The sequence below is a fragment of the Aeribacillus composti genome, from assembly GCF_031760945.1.
GTDB lineage: Bacteria > Bacillota > Bacilli > Bacillales > Aeribacillaceae > Aeribacillus > Aeribacillus composti.
Map to the genome: position 1 here is coordinate 3058243 of NZ_CP134501.1, position 26830 is coordinate 3085072.

General features: G+C 41.2%; 18 protein-coding genes, 16 tRNA genes, 3 rRNA genes, 2 pseudogenes and 1 CRISPR repeat array. Of the genes and pseudogenes, 7 read left to right on the forward strand and 32 right to left on the reverse strand.

All coding sequences use genetic code 11. The annotated features are described in order from the left end of the window. Window positions 1-89: 89 nt before the first annotated feature. The 13 genes from mnmA to RI196_RS14925 form a co-directional block, all read right to left on the reverse strand. The gene (mnmA, locus tag RI196_RS14865) at window positions 90-1202 is read right to left on the reverse strand and encodes a tRNA 2-thiouridine(34) synthase MnmA (RefSeq protein WP_311066444.1); all 1113 of its coding nucleotides are present in this window, start codon (window positions 1200-1202) and stop codon (window positions 90-92) included. Between the two features lie 82 nt (window positions 1203-1284). Next, window positions 1285-1719 (reverse strand): RrF2 family transcriptional regulator, encoded by a 435-nt coding sequence (locus RI196_RS14870; protein ID WP_063387215.1) that lies wholly within the window; start codon window positions 1717-1719, stop codon window positions 1285-1287. 897 nt (window positions 1720-2616) lie between these two features. Then, window positions 2617-3201 carry a DJ-1/PfpI family protein gene (locus RI196_RS14875; protein WP_311066445.1) on the reverse strand — a complete coding sequence of 195 codons (585 nt, stop codon included), beginning with the start codon at window positions 3199-3201 and terminating at the stop codon, window positions 2617-2619. 603 nt (window positions 3202-3804) lie between these two features. Next, window positions 3805-4107: direct repeats of the CRISPR family, unit length 30 nt; unit sequence GTTTCAATTCCTTATAGTTAAGATAAAAAC. Between the two features lie 276 nt (window positions 4108-4383). Beyond that, window positions 4384-4923, reverse strand: coding sequence for a dienelactone hydrolase family protein (locus RI196_RS14880; RefSeq protein ID WP_311066446.1), 540 nt, complete (start codon window positions 4921-4923; stop codon window positions 4384-4386). Window positions 4924-5163: 240 nt separating this feature from the next. Then, window positions 5164-5514: an avidin-fold protein gene (locus tag RI196_RS14885; protein WP_311066447.1), complete on the reverse strand. Its 351-nt coding sequence runs from the start codon at window positions 5512-5514 to the stop codon at window positions 5164-5166. Window positions 5515-5852: 338 nt separating this feature from the next. Beyond that, entirely contained in the window at window positions 5853-6251 is a 399-nt protein-coding gene (locus RI196_RS14890; RefSeq protein ID WP_235600421.1) for a hypothetical protein, read from the reverse strand. Between the two features lie 320 nt (window positions 6252-6571). Beyond that, the gene (gene glpK, locus RI196_RS14895; RefSeq protein ID WP_311066448.1) at window positions 6572-8062 is read right to left on the reverse strand and encodes a glycerol kinase GlpK; all 1491 of its coding nucleotides are present in this window, start codon (window positions 8060-8062) and stop codon (window positions 6572-6574) included. Between the two features lie 35 nt (window positions 8063-8097). Continuing rightward, window positions 8098-8925 (reverse strand): MIP/aquaporin family protein, encoded by an 828-nt coding sequence (locus RI196_RS14900; RefSeq protein ID WP_311066449.1) that lies wholly within the window; start codon window positions 8923-8925, stop codon window positions 8098-8100. Between the two features lie 298 nt (window positions 8926-9223). Continuing rightward, complete coding sequence (locus tag RI196_RS14905; protein WP_063387209.1) at window positions 9224-9487, reverse strand: HPr family phosphocarrier protein; 264 nt, start codon at window positions 9485-9487, stop codon at window positions 9224-9226. A gap of 24 nt (window positions 9488-9511) precedes the next feature. Then, window positions 9512-9904, reverse strand: coding sequence for a dihydroxyacetone kinase phosphoryl donor subunit DhaM (gene dhaM, locus RI196_RS14910; RefSeq protein ID WP_063387208.1), 393 nt, complete (start codon window positions 9902-9904; stop codon window positions 9512-9514). Next, the gene (gene dhaL, locus RI196_RS14915) at window positions 9901-10530 is read right to left on the reverse strand and encodes a dihydroxyacetone kinase subunit DhaL (protein ID WP_311066450.1); all 630 of its coding nucleotides are present in this window, start codon (window positions 10528-10530) and stop codon (window positions 9901-9903) included. The genes dhaM and dhaL overlap by 4 nt, the downstream gene beginning before the upstream one ends. Before the next feature lie 54 nt (window positions 10531-10584). Beyond that, window positions 10585-11580, reverse strand: a complete 996-nt coding sequence (gene dhaK, locus RI196_RS14920) for a dihydroxyacetone kinase subunit DhaK (RefSeq protein ID WP_311066451.1) — start codon at window positions 11578-11580, stop codon at window positions 10585-10587. A 115-nt stretch (window positions 11581-11695) separates the two neighbouring features. After that, window positions 11696-13741, reverse strand: a complete 2046-nt coding sequence (locus RI196_RS14925) for a sigma 54-interacting transcriptional regulator (protein ID WP_066250993.1) — start codon at window positions 13739-13741, stop codon at window positions 11696-11698. A 368-nt stretch (window positions 13742-14109) separates the two neighbouring features. Between RI196_RS14925 and RI196_RS14930 the strand changes: the two genes are divergently transcribed. The 7 genes and pseudogenes from RI196_RS14930 to RI196_RS14960 all read left to right on the forward strand — a co-directional run. Further along, complete coding sequence (locus RI196_RS14930; RefSeq protein ID WP_063387204.1) at window positions 14110-14670, forward strand: glycerol-3-phosphate responsive antiterminator; 561 nt, start codon at window positions 14110-14112, stop codon at window positions 14668-14670. A gap of 398 nt (window positions 14671-15068) precedes the next feature. Beyond that, a complete protein-coding gene (locus RI196_RS14935) occupies window positions 15069-16739 on the forward strand; it encodes a glycerol-3-phosphate dehydrogenase/oxidase (RefSeq protein WP_311066452.1) in 1671 nt (556 codons plus the stop codon). Between the two features lie 381 nt (window positions 16740-17120). Then, window positions 17121-17537 (forward strand): hypothetical protein, encoded by a 417-nt coding sequence (locus RI196_RS14940; RefSeq protein ID WP_311066453.1) that lies wholly within the window; start codon window positions 17121-17123, stop codon window positions 17535-17537. Window positions 17538-17560: 23 nt separating this feature from the next. Continuing rightward, window positions 17561-17959 carry a hypothetical protein gene (locus RI196_RS14945; RefSeq protein WP_094244560.1) on the forward strand — a complete coding sequence of 133 codons (399 nt, stop codon included), beginning with the start codon at window positions 17561-17563 and terminating at the stop codon, window positions 17957-17959. 79 nt (window positions 17960-18038) lie between these two features. Continuing rightward, window positions 18039-19143, forward strand: a pseudogene (locus tag RI196_RS14950) (pre-toxin TG domain-containing protein). Between the two features lie 5 nt (window positions 19144-19148). Then, entirely contained in the window at window positions 19149-19499 is a 351-nt protein-coding gene (locus RI196_RS14955) for a hypothetical protein (RefSeq protein WP_029761977.1), read from the forward strand. A 101-nt stretch (window positions 19500-19600) separates the two neighbouring features. After that, window positions 19601-19810: pseudogene (locus RI196_RS14960) on the forward strand (tyrosine-type recombinase/integrase); the annotation flags it as partial. A 124-nt stretch (window positions 19811-19934) separates the two neighbouring features. Here RI196_RS14960 and RI196_RS14965 read toward each other — a convergent pair. The 19 genes from RI196_RS14965 to RI196_RS15055 form a co-directional block, all read right to left on the reverse strand. Continuing rightward, window positions 19935-20018 (reverse strand) — tRNA-Leu (locus tag RI196_RS14965). 26 nt (window positions 20019-20044) lie between these two features. Then, window positions 20045-20133 (reverse strand) — tRNA-Leu (locus RI196_RS14970). A gap of 9 nt (window positions 20134-20142) precedes the next feature. Next, a tRNA-Cys gene (locus tag RI196_RS14975) sits at window positions 20143-20216 on the reverse strand. A gap of 5 nt (window positions 20217-20221) precedes the next feature. Continuing rightward, window positions 20222-20296, reverse strand: a tRNA-Gly gene (locus RI196_RS14980). A gap of 16 nt (window positions 20297-20312) precedes the next feature. Beyond that, window positions 20313-20387: transfer RNA gene (locus RI196_RS14985), tRNA-Gln, on the reverse strand. A gap of 12 nt (window positions 20388-20399) precedes the next feature. Further along, a tRNA-His gene (locus RI196_RS14990) sits at window positions 20400-20475 on the reverse strand. Window positions 20476-20486: 11 nt separating this feature from the next. Beyond that, window positions 20487-20560, reverse strand: a tRNA-Trp gene (locus RI196_RS14995). A 4-nt stretch (window positions 20561-20564) separates the two neighbouring features. Beyond that, a tRNA-Tyr gene (locus RI196_RS15000) sits at window positions 20565-20649 on the reverse strand. Between the two features lie 12 nt (window positions 20650-20661). After that, a tRNA-Thr gene (locus tag RI196_RS15005) sits at window positions 20662-20734 on the reverse strand. A 16-nt stretch (window positions 20735-20750) separates the two neighbouring features. Beyond that, window positions 20751-20826: transfer RNA gene (locus tag RI196_RS15010), tRNA-Phe, on the reverse strand. 5 nt (window positions 20827-20831) lie between these two features. Further along, window positions 20832-20907 (reverse strand) — tRNA-Asp (locus RI196_RS15015). 2 nt (window positions 20908-20909) lie between these two features. Continuing rightward, window positions 20910-20986: transfer RNA gene (locus RI196_RS15020), tRNA-Met, on the reverse strand. A 108-nt stretch (window positions 20987-21094) separates the two neighbouring features. Further along, window positions 21095-21170 (reverse strand) — tRNA-Val (locus RI196_RS15025). 1 nt (window position 21171) lies between these two features. Then, window positions 21172-21246 (reverse strand) — tRNA-Glu (locus RI196_RS15030). A gap of 13 nt (window positions 21247-21259) precedes the next feature. After that, a tRNA-Ser gene (locus RI196_RS15035) sits at window positions 21260-21351 on the reverse strand. Between the two features lie 3 nt (window positions 21352-21354). Then, window positions 21355-21429 (reverse strand) — tRNA-Asn (locus RI196_RS15040). Window positions 21430-21542: 113 nt separating this feature from the next. Then, window positions 21543-21658 (reverse strand): 5S ribosomal RNA (gene rrf, locus RI196_RS15045). A 138-nt stretch (window positions 21659-21796) separates the two neighbouring features. Continuing rightward, a 23S ribosomal RNA gene (locus RI196_RS15050) occupies window positions 21797-24728 on the reverse strand. A gap of 138 nt (window positions 24729-24866) precedes the next feature. Further along, a 16S ribosomal RNA gene (locus RI196_RS15055) occupies window positions 24867-26420 on the reverse strand. The 16S, 23S and 5S rRNA genes sit together here with 16 tRNA genes alongside, the layout of an rRNA operon. Between the last annotated feature and the right edge of the window lie 410 nt (window positions 26421-26830).

A 26830-nucleotide genomic window follows, 5' to 3' on the forward strand; every position in this document is an offset into this window, starting at 1 on the left:
AAAGGCCCTGTTTAAAATAATTTGTTTTACAGATATGAACAATATTTATAATTTGTACAAAAACATATATTATATCTGTAACGAACTTTTTATGATGCAACCGCGGCAATAGCAGCATCGTCTTTTATCACTTTGTCAATAATGGCGCTGCCAAGACAAATCTCACCTTCATAAAATACCGCTACTTGCCCTGGTGTCACAGCCTTAACTGGTTTTTCAAATTCTACAAACACCGTTCCATCCGGACGAATATGGACACGCACCTTTTGATCCTCTTGACGGTAGCGGAATTTAGCTGTACATGCAAACGTACTAAGACGAACATCCCCATTTATCAAGTTCAGGTTTGATGCAATCAGTCCAGTAGAGAACAATGCCGGATGGTCTTTGCCTTGAGCAACAAGTAAAACATTGTTGTCTAAATCTTTATCGACGACATACCAAGGTTCTCCTGTTCCTTTGCCGCCGATGCCAAGCCCTTTTCGTTGGCCGATTGTGTAATACATTAAACCATCATGAGTACCGAGCACTTCTCCATCAAGCGAACGAATTTCTCCAGGCTGTGCCGGCAAAAAATTCTTTAAAAAGTTTTTGAAATTTCGTTCTCCAATAAAACAGATTCCGGTACTATCTTTTTTATTGGCGGTAATAAGGTTCAATTCTTGGGCGATTTTTCGCACCTCACCCTTCGTTAACTCACCCAGCGGGAACAGAACTTTAGACAAATGGTCCGATGTTAGCTGGCTAAGAAAATACGTTTGATCTTTATTCGCATCTTTTCCACGCAGCAAGGTGATTTGGCCATTTTCTCTGTTGATTCTTGCGTAATGACCCGTTGCGATATAATCCGCATCAAGTGAAAGAGCATAGTCAACAAACGCTTTAAATTTAATTTCAGTATTGCATATTACATCTGGATTCGGTGTTCGGCCTCGCTTCAGCTCATCCATGAAATACGTAAATACACGATCCCAATATTCTTTTTCAAAGTTGACGCCATAGTAAGGAATCCCGAGTTGGTTGGCAACTCGTTTAACATCTTCATAATCCTCAGCTGCCGTACATACACCATCATCATTCGTATCATCCCAGTTTTTCATAAATACCCCGATGACGTCGTACCCTTCTTTTTTAAGAAGATAAGCAGCTACAGAGGAATCCACTCCTCCAGACATTCCGACGACTACTCGTTTTTTCTTCATTATCATTCACCTCCTTAAACTGAAACGTTTTTGATTACAGTTTTATTTAAAAAAAATTTTTGCCGCAACAAACTATTTTGTTTCAGGCATGAAACGAACTTTTTGAGCTATTATTATGAATTTCATTAATGATATCTTGGACCGTCACACCTTTTAAATAGTTTAAAAAATGTTCTTCTGCATTATGAAAAATACGAATGAGTACATCTGACAGATGTTTGCCTATTATACAGTTGTCATTGGAATCGGGACATTTCGGCACAAGCGTTTCCTCACTAGTGATTCTAAAAATTTTGTCTAACGTAATTTGTTCAGGCTGAGCGTTTAACGAAAATCCGCCCTTTGCCCCTTCTTTAGAAGCAATTATATTTTCTTTTCTTAATATGCTTAAGATTTTTCTTAATCTTACTGGGTGGACAGAAACACTTTGAGAAATGTCTTCACTGGTTACTCGCTGATTTTGCTTTTCAGCCAGATACGCAACGCAGTGAACGGCAATCGAAAAATCGCTATTCATATTGAACCTTCCTCCTAAATGTAATAATAATCATTACAGTTTATATTGTCAACTTAAAATTACTTCTTTTCATCAGCCGCAAATAAAAAATTCGGATCATTGGCCTAAACTTAGTGTCGAGTAGTAATGATAATAAGCGATATAAAGCCCATTAGAAAAAAACAAAAATTAGCATTTTAATCATGATTCCATTCAACTATATGAGCTGCGATTGCTGAAGCTTTGCCAGAGCATCGATTCATTTCCAGACGATCAAAGTTAGTCATGTACAGTGTTTACATGTAGCGCACAACGATTAAAAAATTCTTTGTAAAAAATCTTCACATTGGCAGAAACCTTTTGCTATTTCATTATAGACATGATCGATAGATTTACTATACAATTATCTGCTCATTGTGTCTATATAGACTGACATCAGAGAGCAACCTGCTAGTTAAGAAAGAATACTATCAAAACAAATACTCCTCTTTGAAAAGGTGAATCTCAAAGAGGAGCAGAGAGCTTTCATTTTATTTTTTCCACGCTTATCCAGTTGGCGGTATTTAGAGTTCCATAAGTACGGAAAGTTTTATCTTGCATAAGTCCGAGTAATCTGCTTCCAATCTGGTGCAAAAATTACGGAATTTCCATGCGGTTTTCGCCTAGTTTATACTTTTGCTTGTGCAAACCCCGTCTAAATTTATTGAGACGCTTTCGTTTGAAATAATTTTATACTAATCCCTATAAAATCACCCCTGTTAAACAGGCATCGTTCCGAAACTCTTCGCCTAATTAGTGATTAAGCAAAACCGGTGATAATCCGTAATTTGCAGCATTTATGTATTCAACGAGAAAGCAGTATCATAACAATTCTGAAAATAAATAACAACAAAAAAAGAAAGCTTCTTATAGAAGAGCTTAGTCTAAATTATATTGCCTAACTTTGTAATATGGGTAGTCCATTTGTTTTTGAATGCGAAGAACAGCTTCTCTGCCTGCAAGCAGCTCACAAATAAATAAACCGAGATCCACAGATGTTGCGACCCCGCCGCCAGTAATAACATAACCGTCCTTCACAATTCGATCTTCTATAACTTCTGAACAATAAGATCGAAGTAAATCATACTCGTTTGGATGGGTCGTCGCTTTCTTTCTATCAAGAAAACCAGCAGCGCCAAAAAGTATGGAACCTGTACAAACGGACACTTTATACGTCGCATTGCTGCCCGTTTTTAACCATTCGATAAATTCAGAATCATGCAATAATTCTCGAGTACCGAACCCCCCGGGGACAAATAACAAATCATACTGAGATAAATCAGGAGCCACTTCTTGAATCTTAACTGTAATTCCCCGATCATCACTTATTTCATCTTTCATTCCACACAAGGTCCAGCTTAATTCTTCATTAAAACCCATTGTTTTCAAGCGTGTTACCGCATCATAAAAACCTACAAAATCAAGAGCTGTCATTCGATCAAAAAGAATAAATGCAATTTTCATAGAATACCTCCAAAAATTGAAAAAATTGCCTAACTTATTGCTATCATACGGCATTGCTTTTCATACTTACAAGCTTTTATTTTGTCTTTCACCCGAAATCTCTCTGAATAACTTTTTCTCTTATCCATTCATCGTTCGCCAAATTTATTGTCTGCTAAAGAATATGATTGATTTTCGTGAAGTAAAGGTATTTCAAATTTGGAGGGATCATGTATTTAGGAAAGCTGTTTTTATTTGTGAATGAATGAAAGGCAAGGGTGTTTACAAGGAATTTGCAATTGAGTTAAAAAACGTCCGCATGGTCTGCAAACAGGAATTGATATCGGCTGTCTTAAGACTTCTCCCTTTTATAAGATACGATTATAAAATCAAATGTCTAAATTCATTGAGAGATCAATAGGGTAGAAAAGTGATGCAACAGAGGCAAGAGGCAAAAATAAATGGCACTGCATATGTTTATTCGTTGATCTTTATAATTGAGAAACTATTGCTCACAGATCGGGTGCAGCTGCTTCCGCTTTCAAGTGAACTAATGCTCAATTAGTTTTGATTCCTTGTACTTAAAAACCGCAAAAAGCGAGCACTGAAGCTTCAAGATATGGCGTTTCAATTCCTTATAGTTAAGATAAAAACTTCAAGCAGATGGGATTTAGTGCCGAGGAATATTTCGTTTCAATTCCTTATAGTTAAGATAAAAACAAGAAAGATCCAAAACGAAATCTTTTAAAACTGTTGGAGAGGTTTCAATTCCTTATAGTTAAGATAAAAACCTATTTGTCCTTATGGCAAAGGAGTGATCGGTGGCTCTGGTTTCAATTCCTTATAGTTAAGATAAAAACGATTTTGAAACATCGAAAAATGAAAGAAAAAATACAAGTTTCAATTCCTTATAGTTAAGATAAAAACCCCAAAAAACGTTGATGTTAGTATGTTTTCTAAATAATGGCGGATGTTGGTTTTAATTATAACGAACATAGAAAAATTTAGCAATGACCCATTATTCTGCTGTTTCCTTCAAAAAACAGCTGTCGTCGATCTCCAGGGATTTTTACACGATTGGAGGTCGACGACTTTTTTCACACTTGGGCGATGTGATTACTGCGTTTGTTTCAAAATTCATACCAGAAAAAATATCGTCATTGTTTTGAAACTAAACCTTGCCTTCTCCAGCTAGCCTGCCAATTAGTCAATCATGAAGGGAGCTTCACCACAGATAAAGAAGTTAGTCCGCTTTTCCATCGGAGTTAATACGTCTAAATGTTTCCAAAAGAAAAAACAACATCTGGTAAAAGCTTTTTTTGCTGATGCTTCGTTATATTTTAAAGAGAATGGATCGCTGAATCCATGTTGTCCATTCAACTTATGAACCTCAACATTATGCTTGTTTTCTAAAGCTAAAATTAACTCATCAACATTAAACAATTTTTCTTCTTCTGGAAAGAACAGCAATTCCGGGCATTGAGGCGATATTTCCAATATAATTTCTAATACGGAACCATAATACCCAATAATTCCATCAACAAGTCGTTCTTCACTACATAGCCATGCAACGGTTGCTCCTGCACTGAATCCGGCGACAAATATGTTTTTATATCCATCCTTAATCTCCGATAATAAACTTTTAATTATGACCAAAGCGTTTGTAAAACCTATGTTCTCCATAAAATTAAAGTAAGCATCTTCCTCTTGAGAATAATCAAAAGGAGTTTCCTGTTCTAACATATTCGAACAGAAGACATCAAAGTCGAATTTCAGATAATGATTGACAAACATGTTTCATATGTTGATTGATTCCATAAATTTCGTGAACAAGATAATTGCAGCATCCGAATCTTTTTGTATGCTAATCATTATTGCTCCTCCACTAAAGCTGTTGCACCTACTTTAAATTCTTTTTTTTCTTTTTCATCACTATACTACCAGCAGCGCAGCAATCTTTATTTTTCAACTCAAGTTTATATATCAATGATTTTCAACAACTTCTTCAATAATTGAATTTCCTTCCGTTTCCTTATCATCGAGCCATTTCCAATTCTCATACAGTCTAATTCGCCCATCTGGTAAGATTTTTGGAGTAGAAGTACATTTTCCACCCCTAATCTCGTTTTTGATATTCACATGGTTATACCTAAACTCTAAGCATCCATTTTCTTTTACTATCCCAATTAAGAATCCTTTTATAATTTCTCCACCGCTATACGTTGCTGAGATTATATTTCCTTCTTGTTTATATTCAAAAAGCGTTTCTGAAGAAACTTCTCCATTATCTGTATTTTCAATTGAAACAAACTTGCGGCCATTATAATTTATCACAAACAACGCTCCTCTAATTTTTAATTTTCACTATTTTACCACATGTTTTATCCTTTTTTAGCCATCAAATTTATTTTCTCATGTTCAACTATTTCACAAGGGATACTTTGAGAAATACTTAATCAGATTTTCTAGTGCGGAATCTGTCAAAAAGGGATTCCTACATTCAGCAGGAATCCTTGATACATCCAATGCCGAACTTAAATTTTAGTACAAGAAGGCGGGGTTATCGCTCTGCCTTTAGCTTCTCCGGATTCCTTACTTTCGTTCCCCCGAGTTCAGCAGAAGTTAAAAGTAGATCTCCATTTTTGATACCGCTTTTACTTTTAATGAAAAAATTATTCTTGAGTTAAATAATTGAAATGTTTATCAGTGATATATGTTAGATCAATTCCAAAATTCATCTTATTTAAAATAGGTTTAATATATTCTATTAAATGTGCACCAGCCTCAAAATGATCAGGAAATTTACTAATATAAAATGAATAGTTATTGTCACAATTTGGCTTATGCTCCACTAATCCTTCAATTACTTCAATAATTCGACCGACAATATTTTCTTCTAATTTTTCCTCTGAAATTATTACAGTGTGGATATAATTCTCCGCGCCTTCAAATGAATTTTCATCCTCTATTTCCTTTAAAATTGGAAAATCATCCAAAACACTTGGTCTTCTGTAATCTAAAATCAACAGCATACAGATAGTTTCATTATCTTGATTATCTATACGAAACAATTCTAGATCTCGCAATTTTAGCATTCTTACCAATTTGAACATTAAATATCATCTTTCTAACTTTGGATTCCTTTTTCATTGAAGTATACTAAAGAATTTAGAATAACTATACTATACTTCATATAAAATTATATCCGTAAGTTAGAGTAAGCTGAATACACTTTGAGATGAATAACTTATACCGAGAAAAAATTTTTTATGGTTTTTCCGCAACTTTGATCGTCTCAGAAATAAGGAATAATGCTCACTGATTTACCTTCCATACATATAAAAGAGGTGCACTTCATATCAAGTGCACCTCAACAATTGACTGAGAACCTTTATTTAAAAGCCATCGCAGCTTTTACAGCTTTTTGCCAGCCTTCATATAATTTGTTACGTTTTTCTTCATTCATAGATGGTTCGAATGTACGGTCAATGTTCCATTGTGTCGCGATCTCTGATTGATCTTTCCAATATCCTACTGCCAAGCCGGCTAAATAAGCCGCTCCAAGAGCAGTAGTTTCATTGACAACAGGACGTTCAACAGGGACACCTAACAAATCGCTCTGGAATTGCATTAGAAAATTATTTTTTACTGCCCCGCCATCTACACGCAAGGTTTTCAAGGAAATACCCGAATCCGCTTCCATAGCAGTCAGCACATCTTTTGTTTGATAGGCAAGGGACTCTAAAGTTGCACGAACAAAGTGTTCTTTTTGCGTTCCCCGTGTCAAACCAAATATAGCTCCTCTAACATCGCTGTCCCAATACGGTGTTCCTAATCCGACAAACGCCGGTACTACATATACACCGTCTGTGGATTCTACACGTTCTGCATATTGTTCGCTATCAGCAGCATTTTTTAACATACGAAGTCCATCTCTTAACCATTGAATGGCAGATCCTGCAACAAAAATACTTCCTTCTAAAGCATATTCCACTTTTCCGTTTAATCCCCAAGCAATCGTTGTTAATAGTCCGTGGTTAGAAGCAACAGCTTTTTCGCCCGTGTTCATAAGCATAAAGCAGCCCGTACCGTACGTATTTTTCGCCATGCCTTCTTCAAAACAAGCCTGACCGAATAGTGCTGCTTGCTGATCCCCAGCCGCTCCAGAAATCGGAACTTCTTGCCCAAAGAAATGATACGGAACTGTATGTGCATAAATTTCTGAAGATGGACGTACTTCCGGAAGCATGGATTTAGGCACGGTTAAAATTTCTAACAGTTCATCATCCCATTTCAGCTCATGAATATTGAACATTAATGTTCTTGAAGCATTTGAATAATCCGTCACATGTGCCTTTCCACCCGAGAGCTTCCAAATTAACCAAGTATCAATTGTTCCGAATAAAAGCTCTCCTCTTTCCGCTTTTTCTCTAGCCCCTTCAACATGATCTAATATCCATTTGACTTTTGTTCCTGAAAAGTATGCATCAATTAACAGACCTGTCTTTTCACGAAATGTATCATTTAATCCCTTCGCCTTTAACTCCTCACAAATATCTACCGTTTGCCGTGATTGCCAAACAATGGCATTATATACCGGCTGACCTGTGTTTTTATCCCAAACAACCGTTGTTTCGCGTTGGTTCGTAATTCCGATGCCTGCAATTTGCTCAGGTTTTATTCCTGACTCAGACAAGGAAGTGGCGATGACGGATAAGATGGAACCCCAAATTTCATTGGCATTATGCTCTACCCAGCCTGGTTTAGGAAAATATTGCGCAAATTCTTTTTGTGAAATATGAACGATTTCCCCTTTTTTATTAAAAATGATCGCACGTGAACTTGTCGTTCCTTGGTCTAGAGCTAAAACATATGTTTCCATTTTCTTCACCTCATTTTTTTATTAAAATTATAAACTTAAAGTGTTGCTTTCGTTTTCTTATAGACATTCAAGCTTTGTTCTTTATTGCTTACTAGCGCTGCCACAACGATAACTGCTACAACAATTGTGAAAATCCAAAAAGTAGAGGTACTGACTCCTTCAAAAGCCCATTTATAAAATAACGCTCCATACGTTCCCCCAATAATCGGCCCTACAACAGGAATCCAAGCATAACCCCAGTTAGAGCTTCCTTTACCTGGAATCGGCAGAATAAAATGAGCAATTCTCGGACCTAAATCACGGGCAGGATTGATGGCGTAACCCGTAGTTCCGCCTAAGGAGAGACCTATTGCAACGATGAGAAATCCAACGATGAACGGGTTCATTCCTTCTGCAAATTTATTCGCTCCAAGTGCCAAAAATCCAAGCAACAAAATGAATGTACCAATGACTTCACTTAAAAGATTCGCTGCAGGATTTTTGATTGCAGGATCTGTTGAGAATACGGCTAATTTTGCACCTTGGTCATCGGTTGCTTTCCAGTGGGGCAAATAGTGCAAATAAACGATCACAGCACCGATAAATGCGCCAATCATTTGGGCAATAATATAGGTCGGTACATCACTCCATGGGAAAGAACCGATTGCAGCTAATCCGATGGTTACAGCCGGATTAAGATGGGCTCCGCTAAATTGACCTACAGCATATGCCGCCATCGCTACGGCAAGACCCCATCCCATCGTAATAACAATCCAGCCTGAATTTTCAGCTTTTGATTTTTTAAGTACAACACCGCCGACAACTCCACCCCCAAAAACAATCAAAATCATGGTGCCAATTAGCTCACCTAAAAATGCAGACATCAAAGTTTCCTCCTTTTTCATATATTTGTTATCTCTTGCGAAAAGACTACAATTTTGGTCAATAAAAAAGATCCGCAGCAAATTCCCCCCTTAGTATGCAGGCTGCATACAGGGAATTACTGTGGATCTCCATTTCTCCATCACAAATATTAACTTGATTTCAGATTATTACAAAAAGAAAGCGTTGTCAATCACTTTTTTTTTGAATTATGATATTATTTGTTTTGAAGTAAGTTAAAGGAAATGGGACCCATGAACCTAATATGAATTTTGCAACAATTCAAAAGCAAAGGCTTGATTACGATTCTTTACCTGATTGGAGAAAAGAATCAATAAACGCTAATGCGTCTTTCTCATCTTCTCCATCAGTCATCACTTTGATCGTCTGTCCCTCCATTATGGCAACGCTCATAAGCTGAAGAATACTTTTCGCGTTAATCCTTCTGTCGCCGATCATTAACTCAACCTTGCTTTTATACTGGTTTACTTTTTTCACAAAATCTGCTGCTGGTCTAGCATGCAGACCATTTTCAATGGTCACTGTAATCTCTTTTTCGATCATTGAGTTCACTCCTAATTTTTCTCGCTAGTCATTGATTTTGACAAGCTCCTTTGCACTCTCGCCAGCTCGAACGACCTCTTCAATCGAGCTTCCCAAACCAGCCTCAACGACCGCTGCATAAGCTCCTTCTACGAGAGGAGCATCGGCTATTATAATGTTTTCATTGTTCTCTAGCATCTCAATAGCCATTTCAGCATTAATGAGTGCACTCCCTAAATCAAACAAAACGACAACGCCTTTCTCAGAATAGACTGATTCAATTGCTTCCTTAATGTCTAATGCATTTGTTCCGATATCTCCTTCAACCCCTCCAGCGATGGCTACAGATACTTCAGGTTGAACTTGATTCAGAAGCTTTTTTAGGCCGCTTACAATTTCATAGCTATGTGAAATTAAGACAAGACTTACATATTTCATTGGGCCACCTCTCCTTCTTCGAGCAATTCAGCTAAGGAAGCAAACAATAAATACGATGAAGCTGCCCCAGGATCAATATGACCAATAGAACGCTTTCCTAAATAAGCCGCACGGCCTTTCTTTGCCTCAAGCTCTTTTGTGTCGTCCATTTTCTCTTTAGATAAATCAGTAAGCTCTTTAGAATGAATCGTTTCATGATTTTTCATATACTCAATGACAGGCTCCCAAACATCGATCATCGTTTTATCTCCTACTTGTGCCTTTCCCCTAACTTTTAACCCATCCAATGATGCTGCTAATGCCTCAACTAAAGCCTTTATATCAACTTCTTTTTTACCCTTTAAAGCAAGAGAAGCTTTCATGAAAGCTGTTCCATATAACGGACCTGAAGCTCCGCCTACTTTAGCAATTAAAGTCATGCCAACATCTTTAAACAAAGAACCAAGATCATCATATTTGCCTTCTGTAATTTTCTTGACGGTTTCCTGAAATCCCCGTGCCATATTTAATCCATGGTCTCCATCGCCAATTGCTTGATCCAGCTCCGTTAAATACTCCTTATTTTCCTGAATTTTATCGTTAAAAGTTATGATCCATTTTTTAGCCTGTTCAACGTCAAATGTCATTGATCATCTCTCCTCATATTCCTTCTATAGGCAGACTGTAAGAAAGCGAGATTGCTATTTTTTGAATGCGATTGTATCCGCTTGTGCGTCTAACAACTCAATGAGTTGATCGTCTAATTTTAATAACGAAATAGAGCAGCCAGCCATTTCAAGCGATGTCATAAATTCACCAACAAACGTTTCATGTATATAAATGTTCTTTTCCTTTAGGACCTCAGAGACTTTTTTGTTCATAATATATAATTCCATTAATGGTGTTGCACCTAGACCGTTGATCATGACCGCAACCTTGTCGTTTTCCTCAAGTTTTAAGTCATCTAAAATTTTTTCAAGAAGTATTTGTGCGATTTCATCCGCTGGCTGGATTTGTGTTTTTTCAATGCCAGGTTCTCCGTGAATCCCCATTCCAATTTCGATTTCATTTTCTCCGAGCTCGAAGCCAGGTTTTCCTGCTGCTGGAACAGTGCATGGAGTTAAGGCCATTCCCATTGACCGCACATTTTCCACAACTTTCTTAGCTACTGCTTCTACTTCTTTTAGCGTTGCACCCTTTTCCGCTAATGCACCGGCAATTTTATGAACAAAAACCGTACCTGCTATTCCCCGCCGGCCTGTCGTATATGTACTATCCTCCACAGCTACATCATCATTCACAACCACTTTTGCTACGTTGATTCCTTCTGCTTCAGCCATTTCGGCAGCCATTTCAAAATTCATAATGTCGCCAGTGTAATTTTTAATAATCAATAACACCCCATTTCCGCTATCAACCGCTTGAATCGCCTCAAAAATTTGATCTGGGGTTGGGGAAGTGAACACTTCTCCACATACCGCTCCGTCTAGCATTCCTTTACCTACATAACCAGCATGTGAAGGCTCATGACCGCTTCCTCCACCGCTAACCAAGCCAACTTTTCCTTGAATAGGTGCATCTTTTCTTACGATTACGTTTGTATTTGGCAATCTCTTCATTCGATTAGAATGAGCCGCAACCATCCCTGCTAACATGTCTTCAACTACTTGATTAGGATCATTGATTAATTTTTTCATAGACATACCTCCTCTTAACTTTGCACTTTTTATTAATGCAAAAATGATGCCAACAACGAAAGCGCTTTACGGATGCGTTTTCATATTTTTATGGCGAGTTCATTGGAAAAAAATATCAATCCATTTGATACTTTTTCCCAACTAAATGCTCCAATCCATATTCTCTTATTTTTTTAGCTGCCGTTTTATGAGTGATCCCAAGCGCTTTCGCTAATTGGTTATAGCTTGGGTAATATTGACAAGCAAACGAAAAAATTTGTTTTTCATATTCTTTGAAGGTCAGCACTTCGTTGCCAAAATTGATACTCTGTTTCTGCATTATTTTTTTATTTTCTTGACATTGAGGGTTCGAGATGTAGTAAGGTAAATCCTTGCATCGCAAAATTTCTTCATCTGCGAGATTAAATAACCGTTCAATCACATTTTGTAATTCTCTAATATTTCCTGGCCAATGGTAACTGCATAATGCTTCCATAAATCCTTTTTCATACCCTTTGATATTTTTTCCCAATCTAGCATTCAATTGTTTTCGAAACGCCTCCACCAAAAGCGGAATATCTTCTTTTCTTGCCCTTAAAGGCGGCAGATGAATTGGGACAACATTCAACCGATAATAAAGATCCTCGCGAAAACTGCCCTCATCTACCATTTTTTTGAGATCACGGTGAGTCGCGGCAATTACCCTAACATCAAGCTGAATGGGCGCATATCCGCCAATTCTTTCCACTTCCCTTTCCTGCAGCACACGTAAAATTTTTGCTTGCAAATCCAAACTTAAATCACCGATTTCATCTAAAAAAATCGTACCTTTATTAGCGAGTTCAAATTTTCCTCGATGTGTTTTATACGCTCCTGTAAAGGCTCCCTTTTCATAACCAAATAATTCGCTTTCCATTAATTGAGGAGGGATGGCTGCACAATTCACTCGAATAAATAGGTTATTCTTTCTGTCGCTTGCTTCATGAATGGCCTTAGCAACAAGTTCTTTCCCTGTTCCGCTTTCTCCTGTAATAATCACTGTCGAATTTGTTTTTGCAACCTTTGCGGCGATTGTTAAGGAATCTTTTAATGTCTCACTGTTTCCTATGATCTTATGAAATGCTTCATCAAATCCTTGATGTTTGGACAGCTCCATTTCCAAATATTTCGTTCTTTGCTCCATTAGATCAATTTTTTCGAGGAGCTTTTTAATATCATCGAATGGAGTCATGGTGGCGACTGTTCCGCGAAATTCATCGTCAACGAAAATAGGATTTATTTTTGTAATATAACTAGATTGTTGGTTTACTTGAATTAGTTTCATAATCTGATTTTGAGTGCTTTTAATATTTTCCCATTCATGTTGCCCGATTATTGATTGAATGTTTGGGACACTGTTTAATTTTTTTAACAAAACATCCATTTCATCATTTTTGTATATAAAATTTCCATTTTTATCTGTTAATCCGATTAAATCTGAGACAGATTTTAAAACAAGATTTAGTCGCTGCTGCAGCTCTTTTACTTCATTCAATTCTTTACTGATTTTCTCAATGGTAGATATATCTTGAAAAATAGCAACAGCCCCAATCGTTTTTCCATTAAAAATAATTGGCGAACGGGTTGTTAACAATGTATGATGGTTGATTTCTTGCTTTTTGGATAATTCCATTTTTCCTGTCTTCAGTACTTCATGCAATCTTGAATGGGGAATCACTTCGTCAGCGCGTTGATTGATAAGCTCATGAGGATCTTTTTCCAAAAGTTTTGCTGCAGCTGCATTGACATAAGTGATGATATTGTCGCTATTCACAACGACGATTCCATTCGGTAAAGCAGATATGGCCTCATGAAGGGTAATGGAATTTTCCATGAGAAGTCGATCTGTTTCTGCTTGCTGGGAATCTTCAAGATCCGTTTGTTCAAAAAAATCTTTTATCTGCTGGACGATTTGATCGTCTATTTTTTCTTCAAAATGCAGGATAAATTCCTCTCCTTGTCCAATCTTTAAGGACACTAAAGATAATAGATTATTCACTTGAACTTTTTTATCCTGATAGAGAACGTACGTCTTTTTTAATATCTCTTTATTTTGTATGAGATTTTGAAGCAGCGAAATAAAAGCTGCTGCCATCCGGACATGAAGACCGTTCTTTTTGTAAACTGTTAATTTAATGAACATGAAATCCCCTCCTTTTTCCATTTTAATATACTTGTTAACAGGATTACTGGAAAATTTTTTGAAATAGATAGTAGTTATGAATCTCACGATTAAAAAATTTTTTTCACCCTGTAAACGATCATGCGTGGATGTTCTCATTGCTTTGACAGCGCTTTTGTTTATGGTACAATATTAATAAGTTAATAAATTGTAGCGGAGAGAAGGAGATCCACATCAATTCCCTTTAGTCGTTTGGATGAAGGGGTGTTTTGTTGTGGATTTCTTTTTTTCTAGAGACTTGAAGCAAAGACCTCTTCTCTGTTTCAATTAAGTTTGAAAGCTGAATTCACACTGATTTTTTGCCAATAATAAAAAAGGTGGAACGAACAATGGAATATAAAGATCAAAAAATTATTCCAGCGATTCGCAATATGAAGGATTTTGAAATTTTTCTTCAGAGTTCCTATGCATATGGTGTGTTATTAGATGTCCATATTGCCCAGTTGAAAAATATCGTCAATATTTCTAAGCAGCATTGTAAAAACTTGTTATTGCATGTTGATTTAATACATGGTCTTAAAAATGATGAATACGCAACCGAATATTTATGCCAGTCCTTCAAGCCCTATGGACTGCTTTCGACAAAAGCAAGTGTCGTTTTGAAAGCGAAACAAAAAGGCGTATTGGCTATTCAACGAGTTTTTCTCATTGACTCAAACGCTTTAGAAAAAAGCTATTCCTTATTAGAAAAAACAAAACCCGATGTGATTGAGGTTTTACCTGGCGCCATGCCGAACATTATTGCTGAAATTCATCAACGAATTCAAATCCCGATCTTTGCTGGTGGATTTATCCGCAGTATTGACGATGTCAACAATGCTTTACAAGCTGGTGCTGCAGCCGTGACAACATCCAATAAGCAATTATGGAAAGAATTTGAACAGTCATAATTTATTTTGAATGGCTACCCAATTTTTCGATGCTTTAGGTTTTGGCGGCAGTTTTAGACATTCAGTTTCAGAAACGCTGTAGAAGACATGAAAGACGCAAGCCATCTTCATCAATTGAATGAAGAAAAAATGGCTTGTGCGATGGTGTCAATAGCGTTTTCAAACACTGATTCTTCATCAACTGAATAAAGAAAAGTTCATTATGGGGAAAAGCTTTGAATTTTAAATTCGCATACAAAAGAATTTTCAGAAGATGAAGAATATGCTATAATACATTCAAAGTTAATATTCGGTTGGAGACAAGGAGAGACCACATAGCATTACGTCTGTAGAAGAAGCGTAGTGTGTATGTGGTCTCTTTTTTTAGGACTTTTGACGGATCACAGGAGGAATAACAAATGAACAAAAATGTATTTGCTTATCAAAGACAAGAAATATTAAAAGACGTCGATGGAAAACAGTTTGATGTAATCATTATTGGCGGTGGTATTACAGGTGCAGGAATTGCACTTGATGCAACAACACGTGGAATGAAAACAGTTTTATTTGAGATGCAGGATTTTGCCGCAGGAACCTCAAGCCGTTCCACGAAGCTTGTGCACGGAGGCCTCCGTTATTTAAAACAGCTGGAAGTGAAGTTAGTCGCTGAAGTTGGGAAAGAACGCGCGATCGTCTATGAAAATGGCCCGCATGTAACTACACCTGAATGGATGCTTCTTCCGATTTATAAAGGAGGAACATTCGGTAAATGGAGCACATCCATTGGACTGAAAATTTACGATTACCTTGCTGACGTGAAGAAAAGCGAACGAAGAACGATGTTGAATGCAAAGCAAACTATTGATAAAGAACCTTTATTAAAGCAAGATGGATTATTAGGCGGAGGATATTATGTCGAATATCGAACTGACGATGCCCGCTTGACAATTGAAGTTATGAAAAAGGCAGTCGAATGCGGTGCAAAAGCGATTAACTATGCAAAGGTAGACGAATTTATTTATGAACAAGGCAAAGCCGTAGGTGTAAAAGTTGTTGACCAATTAACAGGAGAATCATATCAAGTGTTCGCAAAGAAAATTATAAATGCAACAGGCCCTTGGGTCGATACGTTACGGGAAAAAGATCACTCTTTAAAAGGAAAACATTTGATTTTGTCAAAAGGAATTCACCTTGTTTTTGACCAAAGCCGATTCCCATTAAAACAAGCGATCTATTTTGATACACCTGATGGACGAATGGTGTTTGCCATTCCGCGTGATGGAAAAACTTACGTTGGCACAACAGATACTTTCTATGATGGGGATATTGCACATCCTAAAATGACTGTTGAAGATCGAGATTATCTTATTAAGGCCATTAATTATATGTTCCCAACGGTCCATATCACCGTGGAAGATATTGAATCAAGCTGGGCCGGGCTCAGACCATTAATCCATGAAGAAGGAAAAAGTCCTTCTGAAATATCACGCAAAGATGAAATTTGGACGTCTGATTCAGGTATTATTACCATTGCCGGCGGAAAATTAACAGGATACCGTAAAATGGCAGAAACGATCGTTGATCTTGTTGCCAAATTATTAAAAGAGGAAGAAAACGAAGCATTTTCCCCTTGCAGAACGAAAAACCTGCCGATTTCGGGAGGAGATTTCGGAGGTTCAACAAATTTTGAATCGTTCGTAACTAAAAAAGTTGAACAGGGAGAAAAATTGGGATTTAGCAGAAAACAATCGGAAAGATTGGTCCGATTATATGGAACGAATGTAGACCGGGTGTTTGAACTGGCAGTTGAATTAAAGAAAGTAAGAGGTGAGTTTCAATTACCGATTGATGTTTTAGCCCAGCTTCAATATGGTTTGGAAGAAGAGATGGTCGTAAAACCGGAGGACTTCTTTATCCGGAGAACGGGATCGTTATTTTTTGAAATTCATTCAGTTCACCAATGGAAGGAATCCGTTATTCAATATATGGCGAAAAACTTGGAGTGGACAGAAGAGGAGCAAAACCTTTATCGCAAAGAATTAGAAACATATCTGCACGACGCCGTCACGCCTGTTGATGAAAAACAATAATAGACAAAATATATTTGACAGCAAAGGCTTTTATTATCCGGTTATTTGAACGAAAAGGAAAAAGTAGCCGAATTTTGACAGCATCCCCCTATAAGGAGACAGTAAATATGCATCAATTTACTGTTTACTTATGAGGGGATTTTTTTCGATAATGGTGGTGTTGAACTTTGCACCGGTTATTTCTTAAATTCGTAAATACAAAAAATCATATTAAAGAAAGCTTATTATGTAAAAAGTTTTTAAGAAGTGGATGACGCAAAGTAATGCAAGGTCTAACTTAGAACAGCTGTATCAAGCATTTCACATCCAGTGCACCCCAACAATTGACATAGCCTGACCAATCTGAAAAATTCAATCCCTGACCGGCAAATGGGATTTGCCATGGAAGGGGTTGGGGACGTTAAAGTTCCGCCCAAGAACACCAATGGATTGGAGAATAAAGTTCGAGCTTATCTGAGTGAGAAGACGGGGTTAAATCTAGGCGAAGGTAAAGCAGGCAACGATGGCATTGAACTTAGCACTAAGGGTACTGGCAAAACAGTTGATGATTTAATTAAAGTTGCTAAGCCTGGAAGAGCAACAAAAGGAAGAACTATTCAGTATGAGTTATCTGGTGGATTTAGTGAAGCAATGAATGACTTTCACTCGTTGGGACCTAAAATTACTAAGGATACGCCTGACCTCAAAGTCGGTATTTTAAAGGATGGAAGAACAGTTATTGTTAGAAAGAGAAGTAGTGATGGCCGTCCTACACTTGAAATTCAAGATGGCAAGAAGAGAATAAAGTTTCGTTACTAGAAAACAAATATGGAGGAAGTTTTATGGAACAATGGAAAAGATGGATACCGCTAGATGATATACCTTCAACAATTTATAATGATATGCTTTTGGATGGTAAAGATGGTGTTATTTTAGAATTTAGTGATGAAAATGGTGAAAAAAAAGTTGTAGTGAATTTTAAAGAAGGAGTATTATCGTATAGAAATACTGATGAAGGTTCGTTATTAGAAACGCTAAATTATTTAGATCAATATTACGGTACAGATTTTTATAGTGATTGGTCTTTATTTAAAGTTAAAAACTCAGAATATTTGAAATGGTTTCATAAAGAAAGTTGCGGTATATACGAGTCAAGAGAGGTAGAACATTATGTATTTTTAACTTCTAATGATGTAATTGAAATATTATCAATATATCCTCCTAGTATTACGGTAAAGTAATTTTGTTATAGTGTGTGAAGCAAGATTCCCTAATATATCGATAAATAAACAATCCGCTTGAACAAAAAGTTCAAGCGGATTGTTTATTCCTCAAGGAGCACTTCGAATAAACTATATAGAGCAATGCTCTATACAACGCGCGCGGACCTTGCTTTCCCAGGAGATTCCCTCTTTTTGCCATGGAGATTCCCGGCATCGGTTCCGCCGCCATCCGCGAGCTTACAGACGAACTGATTCATTGGCTCGACCGCTATGGAGAAAAGCTGAATGAAGCGGAGGAACTGCTGTATCAGACGGCCGCGTCCATCAGACAGGCAGACCAAACGCTCGCCGACAACATAAAAGAATTCAGTCTGGAGCTTCTTGGCTGGTATGACTTGTAGCGGTTGTTTGGAGAATACGACCCGATTACTGGAGAACGGATATCCGGATGGGACCGCCTGGTTACGGGAGGAATGTTATTGTTGTCCGTCATTCCTCCAGCCAAAGGGGCAGGAATCGCTGGAAAAGCGGGGATCAAAGGAGCGAAAGCGGCCGGGATAGCAGCGGATGTTTCGAAATTGGTCCCGCAAATGAAATATGTTCTCCGCTATGATAAAATGATGTCTGTCTTTCAAGCGGCGTACCTCCAAGTCGTGAAAGCGCCGATTACCAAAACGCTGCGATATTTTAAGAAGCAATGGGATGACCGTCTTACCAGCGTTTCGTCTGTCCAATGGCAGCCAGCCTTGGCGGGAATTGGTCCAGCGTCCCGCGCATGGATGAGCAAGGCTAAGGAAGAAGTAAAAGAAACTGCGATTAACATGATTGGCAAAACTGGGGATGAGGTGGACGGTAAGGGTACGGGTAAATTTAGTAAGTATGATGTAGGATTATATAAAGAAATAAAAGGTGTACCGAGGTTAGATGCACATCATGTTGGACAAAAAGCAATTATGAAAAAATTCATTCGAAATTATGATCCAAATAATGCACCAGCAATATTAATACCAAAAGCTGGACATACAAGAAAAGGTCCTAGGGGAATAGTTTTGAGAAGTTCAAAAGGAATTGAGAGTGTAAGACAATTATTAGCAAGAGATATAATGGAGTTAAGAAGAGTATATCCAGACATTCCTAATTCTCAACTTCGAAAATTAATTGAATTAAATAAACAATTGTATCCAGAGATGAGAAGGAGATGAGATATATGAATAAAGAAGAGTTTGTTAAACTTTTACATCAGTCAATTATAAAAGAAAATCGTAATTTTTATCGAGATATATTCAATAATACTGATATTAATGAAGTTACAGACCCTTATTGGAAAGAAGCGTTGATGTTTTATTCAGAACTATCAGATAAAAATAAAGAAATATTATTTAAAATAATCGAACAAGTAGAAGTGGATGCTGTATCTAATATTTTAGGGGTGTTAGATGGGGTAGTATCAATAGGAGAAGAGGATATTGAGTTTAAAGTGACAATTAACAATAATAATGAACCAATTAATGGAGATTTACAAGACCTATTTTTGGAGTATGATGAAGAGAATAGGTAACAAGTAATGTTAGACTAAAAGTAGACACAGATTATTATAGTAATAATAGACTAAAAAATGAGGTGTCTACATGACAAAAAAACAAAGGCGGTACGATCGGGATTAAGCCAATTACTTGTTATGGCCTTCGCCACACTCACGCATCAATGCTCCTATATAAAGGGGTGAATATTAAATACGTTTCTCGACATCTTGGTCATAAGGACATTGTGACAACATTGCAGACGTATTCACACATTTTGGACGAGATGGAGCAAAAAGAATCCCGGCAGGTAGACGTTGCAATGGAGGAGCTCTACCATACAAAATAGCCGTGCAAAATTTTTTCGAATTCTATCGGATTCTTCCGGTTTTCCAAAAAATGAAAAACGAATGCAAACGCAGTCGTTTTAAAGCTTCCACGATTTTTGATCGTGAGATATCGGATACTAATGATGCCGATGGTGGGAGTCGAACCCACACTCCCTCAAGGGAACACGATTTTGAGTCGTGCGCGTCTGCCAGTTCCGCCACATCGGCGTAATGATATTGATGCAATTCCTCACTGGTGCCGAGGACCGGACTTGAACCGGTACGGTAGTCACCTACCGCAGGATTTTAAGTCCTGTGCGTCTGCCAATTCCGCCACCCCGGCTTGTAATAATGGAGGCGGCACCCGGATTCGAACCGGGGATAAAGGTTTTGCAGACCTCTGCCTTACCACTTGGCTATGCCGCCATTATTGGAGCGGAAGACGGGATTCGAACCCGCGACCCCCACCTTGGCAAGGTGGTGTTCTACCACTGAACTACTTCCGCACTTAAATTTAAAAGGTGGCTGGGCTAGCTGGATTCGAACCAGCGCATCACGGAGTCAAAGTCCGTTGCCTTACCGCTTGGCTATAGCCCAATGATATTAATATGGGGCGACTGATGGGAATCGAACCCACGAATGCCAGAGCCACAATCTGGTGCGTTAACCACTTCGCCACAGTCGCCATCTTATAAATGGCAGGGGCAGTAGGAATCGAACCCACACCGGAGGTTTTGGAGACCTCTGTTCTACCGTTAAACTATGCCCCTATCATGGTGGAGGGGGACGGATTCGAACCGCCGAACCCTAAGGGAGCGGATTTACAGTCCGCCGCGTTTAGCCACTTCGCTACCCCTCCGATTGTAAAAAATGCCGGCGAGAGGAATCGAACCCCCAACCTACTGATTACAAGTCAGTTGCTCTACCAATTGAGCTACACCGGCATATGTATACATATAATGGTGGCTCGGGACGGAATCGAACCGCCGACACAAGGATTTTCAGTCCTTTGCTCTACCGACTGAGCTACCGAGCCTTTTATGGCGGTCCCGACGGGAATCGAACCCGCGATCTCCTGCGTGACAGGCAGGCATGTTAACCGCTACACTACGGGACCATTGGTTGCGGGGGCAGGATTTGAACCTGCGACCTTCGGGTTATGAGCCCGACGAGCTACCGGACTGCTCCACCCCGCGCCGATAAAACAATAAACACTCTTCACACAAAAATTATGTATACATATCATAACATGCTGTGGCCCTAGCGCCGAAATTCATTAATATTCATTTTATTTACTATGTACATGGTGGAGGATGACGGGATCGAACCGCCGACCCCTTGCTTGTAAGGCAAGTGCTCTCCCAGCTGAGCTAATCCTCCATGGTGACCCGTACGGGATTCGAACCCGTGTTACCGCCGTGAAAGGGCGGTGTCTTAACCACTTGACCAACGGGCCAAAAATTTCATTCTGGCGGAGAGCAAGGGATTCGAACCCTTGAGACGGCGTTGACCGTCTACACGATTTCCAATCGTGCTCCTTCGACCACTCGGACAGCTCTCCAAATGGCTCCGCAGGCAGGATTCGAACCTGCGACCGTTCGGTTAACAGCCGAATGCTCTACCACTGAGCTACTGCGGAATGTAAAAGAAGACTAGCTGATGTTACTATTATGTAGAATGCCTCATTTTCTATAGGCTGAATCAAATTTGAAAGAAACAAACTTACAACTTCTTTTCTATTGTAAAGTGATTGCCTGGCAGCGTCCTACTCTCACAAGGGATAGACCCTCACTACCATCGGCGCTGAAGAGCTTAACTTCCGTGTTCGGGATGGGAACGGGTGTGACCTCTTCGCCATTGCCACCAAGCAAATTATTGTATTCATTTGTCCCATTCAGTGGATAGACAACTACTATTATAACTTTTTGACCGTAGTTGTCAATTCCTTTTTGAACATGATTCTTTCAAAACTAGATAACGGTTCCTTCACGAATAGATGCTCTTACTTGGTTAAGTCCTCGATCGATTAGTATCCGTCAGCTCCACGTGTCACCACGCTTCCACCTCGGACCTATCTACCTCGTCATCTTCAAGGGATCTTACTCGCTTATCGCGATGGGAAATCTCATCTTGAGGGGGGCTTCACGCTTAGATGCTTTCAGCGCTTATCCCTTCCGCACATAGCTACCCAGCGGTGCCCCTGGCGGGACAACTGGTACACCAGCGGTGCGTCCATCCCGGTCCTCTCGTACTAAGGACAGCTCCTCTCAAATTTCCTGCGCCCGCGACGGATAGGGACCGAACTGTCTCACGACGTTCTGAACCCAGCTCGCGTACCGCTTTAATGGGCGAACAGCCCAACCCTTGGGACCGACTACAGCCCCAGGATGCGATGAGCCGACATCGAGGTGCCAAACCTCCCCGTCGATGTGGACTCTTGGGGGAGATCAGCCTGTTATCCCCGGGGTAGCTTTTATCCGTTGAGCGATGGCCCTTCCATGCGGAACCACCGGATCACTAAGCCCGACTTTCGTCCCTGCTCGACTTGTAGGTCTCGCAGTCAAGCTCCCTTCTGCCTTTGCACTCTCCGAATGATTTCCAACCATTCTGAGGGAACCTTTGGGCGCCTCCGTTACCTTTTAGGAGGCGACCGCCCCAGTCAAACTGCCCACCTGACACTGTCTCCCGCCCCGATCAGGGGCGCGGGTTAGAATGTCAGTACAGCCAGGGTAGTATCCCACCGTCGCCTCAGCGCAAGCTGGCGCTCACGCGTCTCTGGCTCCTACCTATCCTGTACAAGCTGTACCCACATTCAATATCAGGCTGCAGTAAAGCTCCACGGGGTCTTTCCGTCCTGTCGCGGGTAACCTGCATCTTCACAGGTACTATAATTTCACCGAGTCTCTCGTTGAGACAGTGCCCAGATCGTTACGCCTTTCGTGCGGGTCGGAACTTACCCGACAAGGAATTTCGCTACCTTAGGACCGTTATAGTTACGGCCGCCGTTTACTGGGGCTTCGGTTCGCACCTTCGCTTTTCGCTAAGCGCTCCCCTTAACCTTCCAGCACCGGGCAGGCGTCAGCCCCTATACTTCACCTTACGGTTTCGCAGAGACCTGTGTTTTTGCTAAACAGTCGCCTGGGCCTTTTCACTGCGGCTCATCATGGCTTATCACCTTGATGAGCACCCCTTCTCCCGAAGTTACGGGGTCATTTTGCCGAGTTCCTTAACGAGAGTTCTCTCGCTCACCTTAGGATTCTCTCCTCGCCTACCTGTGTCGGTTTGCGGTACGGGCACCTCTCACCTCGCTAGAGGCTTTTCTTGGCAGTGTGGAATCGGGAACTTCGGTACTTCCTTTCCCTCGCCATCACAGCTCAGCCTTCCGGCAAGCGGATTTGCCTGCTTGCCAGCCTAACTGCTTGGACGCGCACATCCAGCCGCGCGCTTGCCCTATCCTCCTGCGTCCCCCCATTGCTCAAACGGTGAGGAGGTGGTACAGGAATATCAACCTGTTGTCCATCACCTACGCCTTTCGGCCTCGGCTTAGGTCCCGACTAACCCTGAGCGGACGAGCCTTCCTCAGGAAACCTTAGGCTTTCGGCGGAGGGGATTCTCACCCCTCTTTCGCTACTCATACCGGCATTCTCACTTCTAAGCGCTCCACCGGTCCTTCCGGTCCGGCTTCGATGCCCTTAGAACGCTCTCCTACCGCTGACACCAACGGTGTCAACCCGCAGCTTCGGTGATACGTTTAGCCCCGGTACATTTTCGGCGCAGAGCCACTCGACCAGTGAGCTATTACGCACTCTTTAAATGGTGGCTGCTTCTAAGCCAACATCCTGGTTGTCTAAGCAGCTCCACATCCTTTTCCACTTAACGTATACTTTGGGACCTTAGCTGGCGGTCTGGGCTGTTTCCCTTTTGACCACGGATCTTATCACTCGCAGTCTGACTCCCAAGGATAAGTCATTGGCATTCGGAGTTTGACTGAATTCGGTAACCCGATGGGGGCCCCTCGTCCAATCAGTGCTCTACCTCCAAGACTCTTCCCTTGAGGCTAGCCCTAAAGCTATTTCGGAGAGAACCAGCTATCTCCAAGTTCGATTGGCATTTCACCCCTACCCACACCTCATCCCCGCACTTTTCAACGTGCGTGGGTTCGGGCCTCCAGCAAGTGTTACCTTGCCTTCACCCTGGACATGGGTAGATCACCTGGTTTCGGGTCTGCGACCTCGTACTATTTCGCCCTCTTCAGACTCGCTTTCGCTGCGGCTCCGCCTTTCGGCTTAACCTTGCACGAAATCGCAACTCGCCGGTTCATTCTACAAAAGGCACGCCATCACCCGTTAACGGGCTCTGACTACTTGTAGGCACACGGTTTCAGGTTCTCTTTCACTCCCCTCCCGGGGTGCTTTTCACCTTTCCCTCACGGTACTGGTTCACTATCGGTCACTAGGGAGTATTTAGCCTTGGGAGATGGTCCTCCCTGCTTCCGACGGGATTTCACGTGTCCCGCCGTACTCAGGATCCACTCGGGAGGGAACGGAGTTTCGACTACAGGGTTGTTACCTTCTCTGACGGGCCTTTCCAGACCTCTTCGTCTACCCCGTTCCTTTGTCACTCCTTAATCGAGTGTCCTACAACCCCAAGAGGCACGCCTCTTGGTTTGGGCTGTTCCCGTTTCGCTCGCCGCTACTCAGGGAATCGCTGTTGCTTTCTCTTCCTCCGGGTACTTAGATGTTTCAGTTCCCCGGGTTGCCCTCCATACCCTATGGATTCAGGTATGGATACTGCCCCATTACGGGCAGTGGGTTCCCCCATTCGGACATCTCCGGATCGACGCTTACTTACAGCTCCCCGAAGCATTTCGGTGTTTGTCCCGTCCTTCATCGGCTCCTAGTGCCAAGGCATCCACCGTGCGCCCTTTCTAACTTAACCGTTTCTTCCTAACATGAGCGATCTATTCGTGAATGTCTTTCCGTTATCCAGTTTTCAAAGAACAATCAAGAAGGATATGATCCTTCAAAACTAAACAAAACGGAAAAGCGTACCCTATTTCAATGTATATATCCTTAGAAAGGAGGTGATCCAGCCGCACCTTCCGATACGGCTACCTTGTTACGACTTCACCCCAATCATTTGTCCCACCTTCGGCGGCTGGCTCCCGTAAGGGTTACCCCACCGACTTCGGGTGTTACAAACTCTCGTGGTGTGACGGGCGGTGTGTACAAGACCCGGGAACGTATTCACCGCGGCATGCTGATCCGCGATTACTAGCGATTCCGGCTTCATGCAGGCGAGTTGCAGCCTGCAATCCGAACTGAGAGTGGTTTTTTGGGATTCGCTCCACCTCGCGGTTTCGCTGCCCTTTGTACCACCCATTGTAGCACGTGTGTAGCCCAGGTCATAAGGGGCATGATGATTTGACGTCATCCCCACCTTCCTCCGACTTTTAGCCGGCAGTCACCTTAGAGTGCCCAACTGAATGCTGGCAACTAAGGTCAAGGGTTGCGCTCGTTGCGGGACTTAACCCAACATCTCACGACACGAGCTGACGACAACCATGCACCACCTGTCACCCTGTCCCCGAAAGGGGAACGCCCTATCTCTAGGGTTGTCAGGGGATGTCAAGACCTGGTAAGGTTCTTCGCGTTGCTTCGAATTAAACCACATGCTCCACCGCTTGTGCGGGTCCCCGTCAATTCCTTTGAGTTTCAGCCTTGCGGCCGTACTCCCCAGGCGGAGTGCTTAATGCGTTTGCTGCAGCACTAAAGGGTGGATACCCTCTAACACTTAGCACTCATCGTTTACGGCGTGGACTACCAGGGTATCTAATCCTGTTCGCTCCCCACGCTTTCGCGCCTCAGCGTCAGTTACAGGCCAGAGAGCCGCCTTCGCCACTGGTGTTCCTCCACATCTCTACGCATTTCACCGCTACACGTGGAATTCCGCTCCCCTCTCCTGCACTCAAGTTCCCCAGTTTCCAATGGCCGCTCGCGGTTGAGCCGCGAGATTTCACATCAGACTTAAGGAACCGCCTGCGCGCGCTTTACGCCCAATAATTCCGGACAACGCTTGCCACCTACGTATTACCGCGGCTGCTGGCACGTAGTTAGCCGTGGCTTCCTCGTCAGGTACCGTCAAGGTACCGCCCTGTTCGAACGGCACTTGTTCTTCCCTGACAACAGAGCTTTACGATCCGAAGACCTTCTTCGCTCACGCGGCGTTGCTCCGTCAGACTTTCGTCCATTGCGGAAGATTCCCTACTGCTGCCTCCCGTAGGAGTCTGGGCCGTGTCTCAGTCCCAGTGTGGCCGGTCACCCTCTCAGGTCGGCTACGCATCGTTGCCTTGGTGAGCCGTTACCTCACCAACTAGCTAATGCGCCGCGGGCCCATCCTGCAGTGACAGCTAAAAGCCGCCTTTCAACCGAAAACCATGCGGTTTTCGGTGTTATCCGGTATTAGCTCCGGTTTCCCGAAGTTATCCCAGTCTGCAGGGCAGGTTGCCCACGTGTTACTCACCCGTCCGCCGCTAACCTAAAGGAGCAAGCTCCCTTCGGTCCGCTCGACTTGCATGTATTAGGCACGCCGCCAGCGTTCGTCCTGAGCCAGGATCAAACTCTCCAAAAAAAGTTTGTCACCAAATGCTCTTGTCAGAATCAACAGGCACGCTTTTCGTTTTGTTCAGTTTTCAAAGATCATTTCCGATCAGGTTTTTTATTCTAGCAGATAAATGAAGTTATGTCAACAATCGGAATAAAATTTTTAAACTTACATTTATAGATTATTTTGCTGTTTCGAAGATTATTCATCTTTTCAACAGCGACGCTTTATAATATATCATCATGAAATTTTAGTGTCAACACTTTTTTTAAAAAATATCAATAAAAACTGCCAACGCCTGTTCCCTTTGATTCTAAACAACTGAATCCGCTCGATTAAATATTCCAGCAGCACACTTAATCCGCAAAATACAGTCTGACTTTAAGATGTTCAAATAACTCGGAAAAACATTTTTTTGAGCCGCACAGAAATCAGCT